This is a genomic window from Aggregatibacter kilianii (genome assembly GCF_003130255.1).
In the GTDB taxonomy this organism is placed as follows: Bacteria; Pseudomonadota; Gammaproteobacteria; order Enterobacterales; family Pasteurellaceae; genus Aggregatibacter; species Aggregatibacter kilianii.
The window spans coordinates 325,823-338,865 of record NZ_NRCN01000002.1; the positions used below are offsets into that span (position 1 = coordinate 325,823).

A 13,043-nucleotide genomic window follows, 5' to 3' on the forward strand; every position below is an offset into this window, starting at 1 on the left:
TTAAATTGGATTCGTCATTAACCCAACTGACTTAATTCCGGCAAGATGAAGCAAATTAAGCGCTTTAATCACCTCTTCATAAGGCACTTCTTTGGCACCGCCGACTAAGAACATTGTATTGTTATCTTTATCAAACTCTTGTTTTGATAATTGGGTAACCATATCTTCGGTTAAATTTTCCGTACGATTGCCACCAATTGAAATGGCATATTGACCAACACCCGACACCTCTAAAATAACCGGCGTTTTGTCTTCGGTAGAAACGTTTTGACTTTGCACTGCATCAGGCAGCTCAACTTCTACACTTTGACTGATAATAGGCGCAGTAGCCATAAAAATTAAAACCAATACCAAAAGCACATCCAAAAATGGAACAATATTAATTTCAGATTTTATATCACGACGCTGGCGACGATAAGACATATCCACCTTCTAAATTTACAAAACTTCTTAAAATACTATTCGTTGATTGGCAACACCAATCTTTAAAATCTACTAGATTTTGTGACCACACTTTTTACATAAAGTGCGGTTAAAAAATTTGGCGTTTAGTTATGATGATTTTTACCGAATACTTGACGATGCAAGATGGTCGTAAATTCATCAATAAAATTACCGTAATTTTGTTCAAGTTTATTCACCCGCAAACTTAAACGGTTATAAGCCATTACAGCAGGAATTGCTGCGAACAAACCAATTGCAGTTGCAATCAACGCTTCGGCGATACCCGGCGCCACCATTTGTAATGTGGCTTGTTTCGCGCCACTTAACGACATAAATGCATGCATGATCCCCCATACGGTACCGAATAAGCCGATATAAGGGCTAATAGAAGCTACGGTCGCCAAGAATGGAACACGGGTTTCAATATCTTCAATTTCACGGTTCATGGAAAGATTCATCGCGCGAGTGCTACCTTTAATAATCGCTTCCGGCGCATCAGGATTGGCTTGTTTCAAACGGGAAAATTCTTTGAACCCCACATAGAAAATCTGTTCGCTACCGCTTAAACCATCACGGCGGTTAGATAAGCCTTCGTACAATTTATTTAAATCCTCACCGGACCAAAAGCGATCTTCAAACGCCATTGATTCTTTTAATGCTTTAGTCAACACACGGCTACGTTGGATAATGATTGCCCAAGATGTGATTGAAAAAATAATTAAAATCAAAATCACCAATTGAACAACGATACTGGCTTTTAGAAACAAATCTAAAAAGTTTAATTCTGCAGTCATTACATACTCCGAAAACAACTTATTTATAGTTAACTGACAAGGGTTGTCTTGATTACCTGTGGAATTGCAACAGGTTTCATTTTTCCAAGATCAACATAGGCTACCTTCACGGTAGCCTGACATAACGTTAATTCATCCCGATTAATTGTTTGGGAGAAAATAATCGAGGCACCTTTTATTTCCGTAACAATGGTTTCAATGTGTAATAAATCATCCAATTTGGCCGGAATGCGGTAATCAATGTTCATTGATTTCACCACAAAAGCTCCCTTTTCTTCCCTTAACAATTCCTGTTGGGAAAAATTAAATGTTCTTAAATATTCCGTTCTAGCACGCTCTAAAAAATGCAAATAGCGTGCGTGGTAAACTACTCCGCCTGCATCCGTATCTTCATAATAAACGCGGGCAGAATAATGAAAAATATGCTGTCCCAAATTAACTTCCTTACCTTTCGGGAATTAAGAATAGAGGAAGTTGGCTATTTTAGAGCGCCTCAAAATGATTAGCAAGCCTGAAATAGCACTTATTAAAAAATAATAACCTATTGATTTTATGTCAATAGATTATTGAGTAAACTAATTACACCGGCAACATACCCCACCCACGGCATGAAAACAGCCCGCCAAATAACGGCACGAATATCAAAGCCGATGCCATGAATCCATAAAACAACAGTTCCCCAGATTAGTGCAAAAACATAATAAAATTCGACCGCTCTTAATTGGGTTGCAAACTGATTCACGTTAAAAAAGAAAAAAATCGTTAACGTTAAAGCCAAAATAAATGAAAGGGTTCGTAACGAACCCTTATTTGCTAATTGATACAATGAGTTAATCATTCAATTACTCGTCAAATTTACCCGTTTTTTCGATACTGATAGTGACAACTACACTTAGCATAATTGCTAACAAAACACCCAATACCCAGACTACATAAAACATACTATCTCCTTAATATAATGAGTTTTTGTTTTCTTCGATGAAGCTACTATCAATTCGACCAAACATTTTATAGTAAGCCCAAATTGTGTAAGAAAGCAAAATGACTACAAAGAATAATGCTAAGAAGAACATCAAGTTTAAGGTTAATTTACTTGACGTAGCGTCCCACATTAACAAGCTCATTCCCGGATTGGAAATTGAAGGCAAAACAAATGGGAACATCGCAATAGTTGCCGTTAAAATAACACCTGCCATAGTTAATGCTGAGAATAAGAAGGCAAAGCCACAACGATTTGTCTTAGAGAAGACAATATTAAGCAAAGCACTACCTACCGCTAACGCAGGGAATAACCATAAAATTGGCATTTCTTTATAGTTGTTAAACCAAGCGCCTGCTTGTATCGCCACTTCTTTACCAATTGGGTTAGACGGGGCATTATGATCAATAACACTGGTCACTACAAAACCATCTTTGAAAGATAACCATACACCGGCAAGAACAAACATGATTAATGTCGCCAATGCGCCTACTTGAGAAATCGTACGAGCACGCTCACGCAACTCTGCTGTTGTCTTCATTTGTAGCCAGTTGGCCCCATGCGTTGTTAACATCGTAAAACTGATAACACCGCAAAGTAAGGCAAACGGATTTAATAACTCAAAGAATGTACCGGTATATTGCGGTTGCTGTAACTCATTAAACTCAAATGGAACACCTTGTAACAGATTACCAAATGCCACACCGAAAACTAAAGACGGTACAAACCCACCGATAAATAAGCCCCAATCCCAAGCCTTACGCCAAGTTGGGCTATCAATTTTAGCGCGATACTCAAACCCCACCGGGCGGAAGAATAACGCAGCCAAGACTAAAATCATCGCGATGAAAAAGCCGGAGAATGATGTTGCATAAACCGTTGGCCATGCAGCAAACATCGCACCGCCGGCAGTAAGCAACCAAACTTGGTTACCATCCCAGTGTGGAGCGATAGTATTGATCATAATGCGTTTTTCCACTTCTTTTTTACCGGTAAATGGTAATAAGTTTAAAACACCCATATCAAAACCATCAGTTACGGCGAATCCGATAAGCAGTACGCAAACTAAGATCCACCATGCAAAACGTAGAAATTCATAATCCATCATAGTTAAGCTCCTGCTTATTTAGAAGATTGCTCGAAATAATAACGACCGGTTTTTAATGCGCTTGGACCAAGTCGGCTGTATTTATACATTAAGTACATTTCAACCACGAGGAACAAGGTATATAAAGCGCAAATTAAACCAATGGAGAACCAAAGATCGCCCGGCGCTAATTTAGATGCAGATACACCGACCGGTAATGCTTCATAAATTGCCCATGGTTGACGACCATATTCAGCCAAGAACCAACCACACTCAATCCCAATCCAAGGCAATGGTAAGCCCCATAGAATGGCTTTTAACAATAATGGACTACGACCAACGGTTTTACGCACGTTTTGTGCAAAAGCAAGAAGCATTAATAACAAAATTGCCCCACCGGCAGCCATCATGGCACGGAATGACCAGAAAGTCGGTGCGACTTTAGGAATCGTATCCGCTGCTGCTTGTTTGATTTGCTCTTCTGTGGCATCAACTACATTATCGGTGTAGCGTTTTAGTAACAATCCGAAACCTAAATCTTTTTGAACTTCATTAAATTTCGCTTTTGTTTCTCCGCTAGCCTGACCGTTTGCCTTTTTCTCCGCTCTAAGTTGTTGTAACAACGCATAGGCCTGAATACCGCTACGCACACGATCAACATTACGCGCTTGCAAATCCGTTAAGCCACTGAATTGTTTATCAATAGAACGGGTAACAATCATCCCCGCCATATACGGAATCTGGATTTCAAAATCATTTTTCTGTTCCGCTTGATTTGGAATTACAACCATATTCCAAGCTGCCGGAGCAGGCTGTGTATGCCACTCACCTTCCATTGCCGCTAATTTTGTCGGTTGCGCATGTCCAATCTCATAGCCGGATTCATCTCCCATAATCAACACGGAAATGACAGAAATAATACCGAAGGTAGAGGCAACAGAGAAAGAACGTTTAGCAAAACCAATATCACGTCCTTTCAATAAGTAATATGAACTAATTGCCAATACAAAGAAGGCACCTGAAACATAACCTGCAGATAATGTATGTAAGAATTTACTCTGCGCAATCGGATTTAACCATAGATCCATAAAGCTGGTCATTTCCATACGCATAGTTTCAAAGTTAAACTCAGAGCCAACCGGTGCCTGCATCCAACCGTTTGCCACCAAAATCCACATGGCGGAAAGGTTAGAACCGAAAGCCACACAGTAAGTAGCTAATAAGTGTTTACCTTTACTTAAACGATCCCAACCAAAGAAAAATAACCCCACAAAGGTTGATTCTAAGAAGAAGGCTAACAATGCTTCAATGGCAAGAGGCGCACCAAAAATGTCGCCTACGTAGTGAGAATAATATGACCAGTTGGTACCGAATTGGAATTCCATAGTAATCCCGGTAGTAACTCCTAATGCAAAGTTAATACCAAATAGCTTACCCCAGAACTTCGTCATATCTTTATAAACTTCTTTACCTGTCACCACATAAAGGGTTTCCATAATCACGAGGACAAATGACATACCCAATGTTAGTGGCACAAATATGAAGTGATATAGTGCAGTTAAAGCAAACTGCAGTCTTGAGAGTTCAACAACGTCTAACATCTCGACTCCTTGTAAATGCTACAAGTTCTTAAATTTTATGATTACTGAGTAATCACCCCATAAACTCAAAAATGTTTTGAATTTGTATATAGAATTATCTTTATAATGACCGCTAATTGCAGTTGTTTGAGTCGATTATTACATAGATAACCCAAGTAAAGCGCATATTCTACTACTAAATATAGGGATAAAGAATAGTAAAATATGCCGTACAGCTCACATTTTTGGAACTAAATCAAAAATAACTAAAAATGAATAATTCAGAATAAATTGATCTAGGTCAAATTATATGCTTTATTAACGGGGTTGCAACATTTATTCATTTTTATTGCACGAAAATCACAAAATACGAAAAAGGCGCTAGACATAAAGAAAAGATTCTGATAACTTCACGTACAACTTATGTGCTGATTACAACTTGAACAATTGAAAGGCTTTCTAATGACAAAAAAAATAACTCAAATTCTAACCGCACTTTTCGCAACAATGGCGGTTACGAGTTTTTCTAATGTGGCCGGTGCCACAGAAACCGTCAAAGAAAAAAGCGTAAAAGCAACGGTTGAGATGCCACAACAATGCAAAGATTTATTCAGTGAGACCGAAAGTTTAATTGCCGAAGCAGAAAAACAACCGGGAACACATCCACAAGTAAATAAAATCAGAAGTAAACTCAACCAAAGTAAAAAGCAGATTCTAGAAATGGAGCTAGCAACACAGATTAAAAGTTGTGATGTTGCCTTGGCAAAATTAAATAGCATGAAGCAACAAACACAATAATCAGATAATTTCTAACAAAAGGCTTATTGAATCTCAATAAGCCTTTTGTTTATCCATCTCGAGTAATCTTTTCAACGCCAAAATGGCGATACGTTGTCAATGTCGCAATCCTCCCTCTTGGGGTTCTTTGCAAAAAACCTTGCTGAATTAAATAAGGCTCCAACACATCTTCAATAGTATCTCTCTCTTCACCAATGGCCGCGGCTAAATTATCCAATCCAACCGGTCCACCATCAAAGCGCTCCAACACAGCCATTAATAATTTTCTATCCAAATAGTCAAACCCTGCGTCATCAATATCCAACATTGATAATGCGGCTTTGGCAATTGCTTCGGTGATTATGCCATTGTTGCGCACATCAGCATAATCTCGCACACGGCGTAATAACCGATTAGCAATACGCGGCGTACCACGAGATCGGCGGGCAATTTCATAAGCGGCGGCATCATCAATTTTAAGCTGTAAACAGGCCGCACTTCTAGACACGATTAAAGTTAAATCCGGCACAGAATAAAATTCTAAACGCTGCACAATACCAAAACGATCGCGCAATGGCGATGTTAAAGAACCTGCCCGAGTTGTTGCACCGATTAATGTGAACGGTGGTAAATCTAACTTAATAGAACGAGCAGCCGGGCCTTCACCAATCATAATATCCAATTGATAGTCTTCCATTGCAGGATAAAGAACCTCCTCAATCGCAGGCGAAAGACGATGAATTTCATCAATGAACAACACATCATGCGGCTCAAGATTTGTTAGCATTGCCGCTAAATCGCCGGCTTTTTCCAGCACTGGGCCCGAGGTTGTACGAATATTGACTCCCATTTCATTGGCGACAATATTAGCTAAAGTGGTTTTTCCCAGCCCCGGTGGACCAAAAATTAATAAATGATCTAAAGCGTCCTGACGCAATTTAGCCGCTTCAATAAAAATTTCCATTTGTTCACAAACTTGTGGCTGCCCCACATAATCCGCCAACAATTTCGGACGAATGGCACGATCAATGACATCTTCGTCTAATTTCGCAGTAGCACTGATAATTCTGTCTGTTTCAATCATCTTGACTATCTCTAATTACAATGCGGCTTTCAATGCTTCGCGAATTAATTGTTCACTGGAAAGATCCGGTCTGGAGACTTTTTTCACCATCTTTTCGGCATCCAATGGTTTATAACCCAAGGCTATCAATGCAGCTACCGCTTCATTTGAAGGTTCAATTGTCGCCACGGTTTCAGCATTAACACTTGGCAAGTGGTCGGCCTGTACAAAGAAATCATGGGTTTTCACTTCTTTAAATTTACCTTTTAATTCAACCAACAAACGTTCTGCTGTTTTCTTGCCAATCCCCGGAATTTTAACCAAACGGGATAATTCCTCGCGCTCAATAGCATAGGCAAACTCATCCACTGACATCGCGGACAAAATCGCCAACGCCAGCTTCGGTCCTACGCCATTGGTTTTGATGAGTTCACGAAATAAAGTGCGGTCAGTTTTTTGTGAGAATCCAAAAAGCAAATGGGCGTCTTCTCGCACCACCAAATGTGTAAATAGACTGGTTTGCTTGCCCACTTCCGGCAAGTTATAGAAACTGGTCATAGGCAATAAAAGTTCATACCCCACGCCTTGCACATCCAATAAAATTTCCGGTGGCTGTTTTTCCATTAAAATGCCGGTTAAATGGCCGATCATAAGTATCCTGATGACTGAGTAAAAAATTGAACTTAGGATAAAATAAAACTGGATAAATATCCAGTTAAATTTTTAATCGAAATCGCCCTCGGCTATATCTTGTCCGCAAAAGTGCGGTCACTTTTTCTTGCATTTTATGCTGTTCTGCCGCACCGGCGACATAGAAAGAATGCTGTATGGAATGGGCATGCGTAATGGCAATGGCCAAAGCGTCTGCGGCATCTGCCTGGGGTTTATCGGAAAGGTTGAGAATACGGGTCACCATATCCTGTACTTGAATTTTATCTGCTGACCCAATCCCCACAACAGTTTGCTTAATTAATCGTGCGGCATATTCAAATACCGGCAAATCATGATTTACCGCCGCAACAATGGCAGTACCACGCGCCTGCCCCAGTTTCAATGCCGAGTCGGCATTTTTTGCCATAAATACTTGCTCAATGGCAAACATATCCGGCTGAAATTGCGTGATAATTTCCGTTACCCCTGCATAAATACGCTTTAAACGGGTTGGCAAATCATCCGCTTGAGTGCGAATAGCGCCGCTACCTAAATATTCCAATTGGCGGCCATGTTGTCGAATCACCCCATATCCCGTCACGCGCGAACCGGGGTCAATACCTAAAATAATCGTCATAATCTATGAAATAAAAGAAACGGCTAGAACATCTAGCCGTTTTACTTTAAGTGAGATTTTATTGATTTGCTTTTGCAGTAGCTTTAGCGTTTACATCACAGTTTTTCACAATGATTCTGTCTGATTTTTTGCCTTTTTCTAAAAGGTTTACCGGTAATACGGAATCAAATTTATTCAACGTTAAATCACTATCCACATTCCACACATAATTGCCGGAAGTAAATACAGTGAAGTCTTTTTGCGTCGTATCACGAACAAAGTCTTTTGCAATCACTTTATTGCCGACCATCACCATTGCACCTGTCGGTTCTTGGCCTTCGAATTGATATACGGCAGTCACCGGTTTCTTGTTACAAGAATACACTACCGTTTTATCGGTAATCGGTGCCACTGCTTCGACTGCTTTTTCTTCCACATTTGCTGTTGCATTAGAACATGCGCTCAAAATGGCAACTGCTGCGATAGCTGATAATGTTTTAACTAATTTCATAAATGCTCCTTTATAGAATTGCAGCGACTTCATCGCTAATTTCACCATTGTGATAGACGTTTTGGACGTCATCACAGTCTTCCAACATATCAATTAACCGAAGTAGTTTCGGCGCGGTTTCCGCATCTAAATCCACGGTTGTTGATGGAATCATTGTGACTTCTGCACTTTCGATTTTAAAGCCCGCCGCCTCAATGGCATCACGCACGGAACTCAAATCTTCCCAAGCAGTATAAATTTCAAAAGAACCGTCATCTTGTGGCTGCACATCATCCGCACCGCCTTCAATAGCAGATTCCATTAATGCGTCTTCATCGGCTTGATTCACCAGAATTAATCCTTTTTTACTGAAAAGATAACCGACGGAACCTTCCGTTCCTAAATTTCCGCCACATTTAGTAAAACTTGGACGAACCTGAGAAATCGTACGGTTGGCATTATCACTTAAACATTCTACCATAACGGCCGTACCGCCCGGACCATAGCCCTCATAAACACGGGTTTCCATATTGGTGTCATCACCACCGCCAACACCACGCTCAATGGCACGGTTAATCGTATCGCGGGTCATGTTACTACTTAAAGCTTTATCTACCGCCGCGCGTAAACGAGGGTTAGCACCAACATCGCCACCACCAATTTTTGCTGCAGTAACTAATTCACGGATTAATTTTGTAAAGATTTTGCCGCGCTGTGCATCTTGTGCTGCTTTACGGTGTTTAATATTTGCCCATTTACTGTGGCCTGCCATGTTGTTTTCCTTCTAACGTAGAGTGCAACTTTTTGCACCTTAATTTATATAATAAGAATGGACGAATAAATGGTGTCCTATAATAAATACTTTCGGATTGCTTCCGAATTATTTGGAGATTTTGTCATTTGAATCGCCCGAGTCGGCGAAACCCATTGGAAAGCGAGATGTTCGGTCAATTCAGGCGTAAACTCCTGTTCCACTGCCAACAAAAACCAGTGCTCCCGGCAATGGGTGACGTTCGGTGCATATTTATAGCGGAAATGCGGAAAAATTTCAAATTCTATGCTTTCATTACAATCAAGAAGTGCGGTTGATTTTGCTTCTATTTTTAACCGCACTTCTTCCCATAATTCACGAATAGCTGTTTCATTTGGTGTTTCATCAGCTTCTAAAGAACCGGTCACCGATTGCCAAAAACCAGGGTCATCCCGTCGTTGTAACATCAGTACCCGTCGGGTACTTTCCGCATAGATAACAACAAGAACGGATTGGTTATTTTTATATTTCAATTGAGCCTGCTATTAAAATTCCCATCAGCCGTTAAGCATCCTTTCGAACAAAAAAACGATTGGCAGAAGAGTGATACAAACAAATAATATTAGCAATGGAAAATACAATACTGACTAGCGTAACTTGTATGTCCTCAAAAAGAACATGCCCCAATATATTAAGAACAATACACCAAGCGATAAAAATCTCTCTTGCCCAACGTCGCCCACAGAGAATCATCTTATTCAAGTAAATCACTAAAATAAGGTTGAGATAAGGCAAAATTAACGCCAAATAATACTCCATGTTAATAAAAGATATCCCAACCGCCAAAATTACTAAGGTAAGAACCAACGCAATAAGATAATTAATGGCAATGTTTGCCCAACAAATGATAGGAATAGATATCGGTCTTTTCATATATTATTCTTATTCTAATTAACCACTGACTGATGCCGTGTCGTAAACAAAACGATTTGTAACATCAGAAGGTACAAATCTACCCAATCCATTTCATGAGTAGATTTGTTGCTATTAATCTATTCATCTTCCTTAACTGTTTTAACAACTTGAATACTCAACTCAGCCAAGGCTTGCGGATTTGCAAAACTTGGCGCTTCGGTCATTAAGCACGCTGCAGCCGTCGTTTTAGGGAACGCAATCACATCACGGATATTTTCAGTGCCGGTTAAAAGCATGGTTAAACGGTCTAAACCAAACGCCAAACCTGCGTGTGGCGGCGTGCCGAATTTCAATGCATCCAACAAGAAACCAAATTTCTCGCGTTGTTCTTGTTCGTTGATGCCAAGAATGTGGAATACCGTTTGTTGCATTTTCGGATCGAAAATACGTACAGAACCGCCACCTACTTCGTAGCCGTTGATGACCATATCGTAAGCATTCGCCACCGCAGTTGTTGGATCCGCCTCCAATTGTTCCGGTGTGAAATCACGTGGCGATGTGAATGGGTGGTGCATTGCCGCCAAATTGCCTTCATCATCACGCTCAAACATAGGGAAATCAATGACCCAAAGCGGTTGCCATTCGTCTAAACGGGTTAAGCCGAGGTCACGGCCGAGTTTCAAACGCAATGCGCCCATGGCATCTGTGGTGGTTTGCCATTTGTCTGCGCCGAAGAACAAGATATCGCCGTTTTGTGCTTTTACACGTTCTGCTAACGCTTTCCATACATCTTCAGTTAAGAATTTCGCAATCGGGCTTTGAACGCCTTCAAGTCCCGCATTGATATCATTCACTTTCGCCCAAGCCAAACCTTTCGCACCGTAGATACCAACAAATTGGGTGTATTCATCAATTTGTTTACGGGTAATTTCGCTGCCATTTGGTACGCGAATGACCGCCACACGACCGTTCGGATCATTGGCCGGGCCTTGGAACACTTTGAAATCTACCTCTTTAACGATGTCTGCAACGTCCACTAGTTCCAGTGGGTTACGTAAATCCGGTTTGTCGGAACCAAAACGATTCATCGCTTCGTGCCAAGTCATCACCGGGAATTTGCCTAAATCCACACCAATGATGTTTTGCCATAAACCGTGCACCATGCGTTCCATAATCTCACGCACTTCAGGCGCTGTCAGGAAAGAGGTTTCCACATCGATTTGGGTAAATTCCGGTTGACGATCCGCACGCAAATCTTCATCACGGAAACATTTCACGATTTGATAATAACGATCAAAACCAGACATCATTAGAAGCTGTTTGAAAAGCTGTGGGGACTGTGGCAATGCATAGAATTTGCCTTTATGCACACGGCTTGGCACTAAATAGTCGCGCGCACCTTCCGGTGTAGCTTTGGTTAGCATTGGGGTTTCAATATCTAAGAAACCGTTGTCATCCATGAAACGACGTACAAAGCTGGTGATTTTCGCACGGGTTTTCAAACGTTGCGCCATCTCAGGACGACGTAAATCCAAATAACGGTATTTTAAGCGTTGTTCTTCCGTGTTGTTTTGGTTGAAGTCTAACGGCAACACATCGGAGGCATTGTAAATTTTCAATGCTTTTGCCAAGACTTCCACTTCACCGGTCGCCATGTTTTTATTGATTTGGTTGTCCGGGCGGGCGATCACTTCACCTTTGATTTGAATACAAAATTCGTTACGCAAAGCGGCAGCTGCAGTTAAGGCTTCTTGGAATTTCGGATCAAAACAAACCTGCACAACACCATCACGATCACGCATATCAATAAAAATCAAACCACCTAAATCACGACGGCGATGAACCCAACCGCTTAACGTCACTTCCTGACCAATATTTGTACGGTTTAATGCACCGCAATAGTGTGAACGCATCATTTTTTATTCCTTATCTTCTAATCTTCTGTAAATATTATAAAAAATTGCGCTAATTATAGCTGAAAATTGCAAACGATAAAGAGGGAAACACCTATGGATCCGTAATGCATAACAATTATTTGAGATAAAAAAAAACTTCTTCTAAAATGACCGCACTTTTTAACCAGAAATGTAACGATTCTATTTCCATCCGATCTCACAATGAAAGACACCATTTTCTCTGCCCCAATCGAAAAATTGGGGGATTTTACTTTTGATGAAAGCGTTGCCGAAGTGTTTCCGGACATGATCCAACGCTCCATTCCCGGCTATTCCAATATCATCACCGCCATAGGCATGTTAGCCGAACGTTTTGTCACGCCCAACAGCAATGTTTACGATCTCGGCTGTTCCCGTGGTGCGGCAACATTGTCCGCCCGTCGTCATATTCAACAGCCCAATGTAAAAATTATCGGCATCGATAATTCCCAACCGATGGTAGAGCGCTGCCGTCAGCACATTGCGGCCTATCATAGCGACATCCCGGTAGATATTTTATGCGACGATATTCGCCAAGTTGAAATCAAAAACGCGTCCATGGTGATTTTAAATTTCACCCTACAATTTTTGCCTCCGGAGGATCGCGTGGCATTGCTGACAAAAATCTATCAAGGGTTAAACCCAAACGGTGTATTAGTGTTGTCGGAAAAATTTCGTTTTGAAGATACTGCCATTGATGAATTGCTCATTGATTTACACCATCAATTTAAACGTGCTAATGGCTATAGCGAATTAGAAGTGAGTCAAAAACGCACCGCACTTGAAAATGTGATGCGAACCGACTCCATTGACTCTCACAAAGTGCGGTTAAAAAACGTGGGATTTTCTCATGTGGAACTTTGGTTTCAGTGTTTTAATTTCGGTTCTATGGTGGCGATAAAATAATCGACTAAAATAAAAAGTGCGGTGGGTTTTTAATTCGTTTTTAAACGACACCTACC

17 protein-coding genes are annotated in these 13,043 nt (G+C 40.8%); 2 read left to right on the plus strand and 15 right to left on the minus strand.

What is annotated here, in order from left to right; translation table 11 throughout:
* From tolR to DK428_RS11300, 7 genes are all read right to left on the minus strand, one after another.
* Nucleotides 1–423, minus strand: a complete 423-nt coding sequence (gene tolR, locus DK428_RS11270; protein ID WP_005701133.1) for a colicin uptake protein TolR — start codon at nucleotides 421–423, stop codon at nucleotides 1–3.
* Nucleotides 424–548: 125 nt separating this feature from the next.
* A complete protein-coding gene (gene tolQ, locus DK428_RS11275; protein ID WP_005701134.1) occupies nucleotides 549–1,238 on the minus strand; it encodes a protein TolQ in 690 nt (229 codons plus the stop codon).
* Between the two features lie 29 nt (nucleotides 1,239–1,267).
* Complete coding sequence (ybgC, locus tag DK428_RS11280; RefSeq protein ID WP_109064433.1) at nucleotides 1,268–1,672, minus strand: tol-pal system-associated acyl-CoA thioesterase; 405 nt, start codon at nucleotides 1,670–1,672, stop codon at nucleotides 1,268–1,270.
* 116 nt (nucleotides 1,673–1,788) lie between these two features.
* Nucleotides 1,789–2,076 carry a cyd operon protein YbgE gene (gene ybgE, locus DK428_RS11285; RefSeq protein ID WP_109064432.1) on the minus strand — a complete coding sequence of 96 codons (288 nt, stop codon included), beginning with the start codon at nucleotides 2,074–2,076 and terminating at the stop codon, nucleotides 1,789–1,791.
* Between the two features lie 4 nt (nucleotides 2,077–2,080).
* On the minus strand, nucleotides 2,081–2,179 hold the full coding sequence (locus DK428_RS11290) for a CydX/CbdX family cytochrome bd oxidase small subunit (RefSeq protein ID WP_005701137.1): 99 nt from the start codon (nucleotides 2,177–2,179) through the stop codon (nucleotides 2,081–2,083).
* Nucleotides 2,180–2,188: 9 nt separating this feature from the next.
* Complete coding sequence (gene cydB, locus DK428_RS11295; protein WP_109064431.1) at nucleotides 2,189–3,325, minus strand: cytochrome d ubiquinol oxidase subunit II; 1,137 nt, start codon at nucleotides 3,323–3,325, stop codon at nucleotides 2,189–2,191.
* A gap of 14 nt (nucleotides 3,326–3,339) precedes the next feature.
* Nucleotides 3,340–4,905 (minus strand): cytochrome ubiquinol oxidase subunit I, encoded by a 1,566-nt coding sequence (locus tag DK428_RS11300; protein WP_109064430.1) that lies wholly within the window; start codon nucleotides 4,903–4,905, stop codon nucleotides 3,340–3,342.
* A 441-nt stretch (nucleotides 4,906–5,346) separates the two neighbouring features.
* Here DK428_RS11300 and DK428_RS11305 point away from each other — a divergent pair, with 441 nt between their 5' ends.
* Nucleotides 5,347–5,682, plus strand: a complete 336-nt coding sequence (locus DK428_RS11305) for a DUF5339 domain-containing protein (RefSeq protein ID WP_109064429.1) — start codon at nucleotides 5,347–5,349, stop codon at nucleotides 5,680–5,682.
* Nucleotides 5,683–5,731: 49 nt separating this feature from the next.
* On the opposite strand, the gene ruvB is transcribed toward DK428_RS11305, so the two are convergent.
* The 8 genes from ruvB to aspS form a co-directional block, all read right to left on the minus strand.
* Nucleotides 5,732–6,745 carry a Holliday junction branch migration DNA helicase RuvB gene (gene ruvB / locus DK428_RS11310; RefSeq protein WP_109064428.1) on the minus strand — a complete coding sequence of 338 codons (1,014 nt, stop codon included), beginning with the start codon at nucleotides 6,743–6,745 and terminating at the stop codon, nucleotides 5,732–5,734.
* Between the two features lie 15 nt (nucleotides 6,746–6,760).
* Nucleotides 6,761–7,375: a Holliday junction branch migration protein RuvA gene (gene ruvA, locus DK428_RS11315; RefSeq protein WP_109064427.1), complete on the minus strand. Its 615-nt coding sequence runs from the start codon at nucleotides 7,373–7,375 to the stop codon at nucleotides 6,761–6,763.
* 64 nt (nucleotides 7,376–7,439) lie between these two features.
* Nucleotides 7,440–8,012, minus strand: a complete 573-nt coding sequence (gene ruvC, locus DK428_RS11320; protein ID WP_109064426.1) for a crossover junction endodeoxyribonuclease RuvC — start codon at nucleotides 8,010–8,012, stop codon at nucleotides 7,440–7,442.
* Between the two features lie 58 nt (nucleotides 8,013–8,070).
* Nucleotides 8,071–8,502, minus strand: a complete 432-nt coding sequence (locus DK428_RS11325) for a hypothetical protein (RefSeq protein WP_109064425.1) — start codon at nucleotides 8,500–8,502, stop codon at nucleotides 8,071–8,073.
* 10 nt (nucleotides 8,503–8,512) lie between these two features.
* On the minus strand, nucleotides 8,513–9,253 hold the full coding sequence (locus DK428_RS11330) for a YebC/PmpR family DNA-binding transcriptional regulator (RefSeq protein ID WP_109064424.1): 741 nt from the start codon (nucleotides 9,251–9,253) through the stop codon (nucleotides 8,513–8,515).
* A gap of 77 nt (nucleotides 9,254–9,330) precedes the next feature.
* Nucleotides 9,331–9,765: a dihydroneopterin triphosphate diphosphatase gene (gene nudB / locus DK428_RS11335; RefSeq protein ID WP_109064423.1), complete on the minus strand. Its 435-nt coding sequence runs from the start codon at nucleotides 9,763–9,765 to the stop codon at nucleotides 9,331–9,333.
* Between the two features lie 31 nt (nucleotides 9,766–9,796).
* Entirely contained in the window at nucleotides 9,797–10,165 is a 369-nt protein-coding gene (locus tag DK428_RS11845) for a hypothetical protein (protein ID WP_239493788.1), read from the minus strand.
* Between the two features lie 119 nt (nucleotides 10,166–10,284).
* The gene (aspS, locus tag DK428_RS11345) at nucleotides 10,285–12,063 is read right to left on the minus strand and encodes an aspartate--tRNA ligase (protein ID WP_109064422.1); all 1,779 of its coding nucleotides are present in this window, start codon (nucleotides 12,061–12,063) and stop codon (nucleotides 10,285–10,287) included.
* A 201-nt stretch (nucleotides 12,064–12,264) separates the two neighbouring features.
* Here aspS and cmoA point away from each other — a divergent pair, with 201 nt between their 5' ends.
* Nucleotides 12,265–12,987 (plus strand): carboxy-S-adenosyl-L-methionine synthase CmoA, encoded by a 723-nt coding sequence (cmoA, locus tag DK428_RS11350; protein ID WP_065295389.1) that lies wholly within the window; start codon nucleotides 12,265–12,267, stop codon nucleotides 12,985–12,987.
* Nucleotides 12,988–13,043 lie beyond the last annotated feature (56 nt).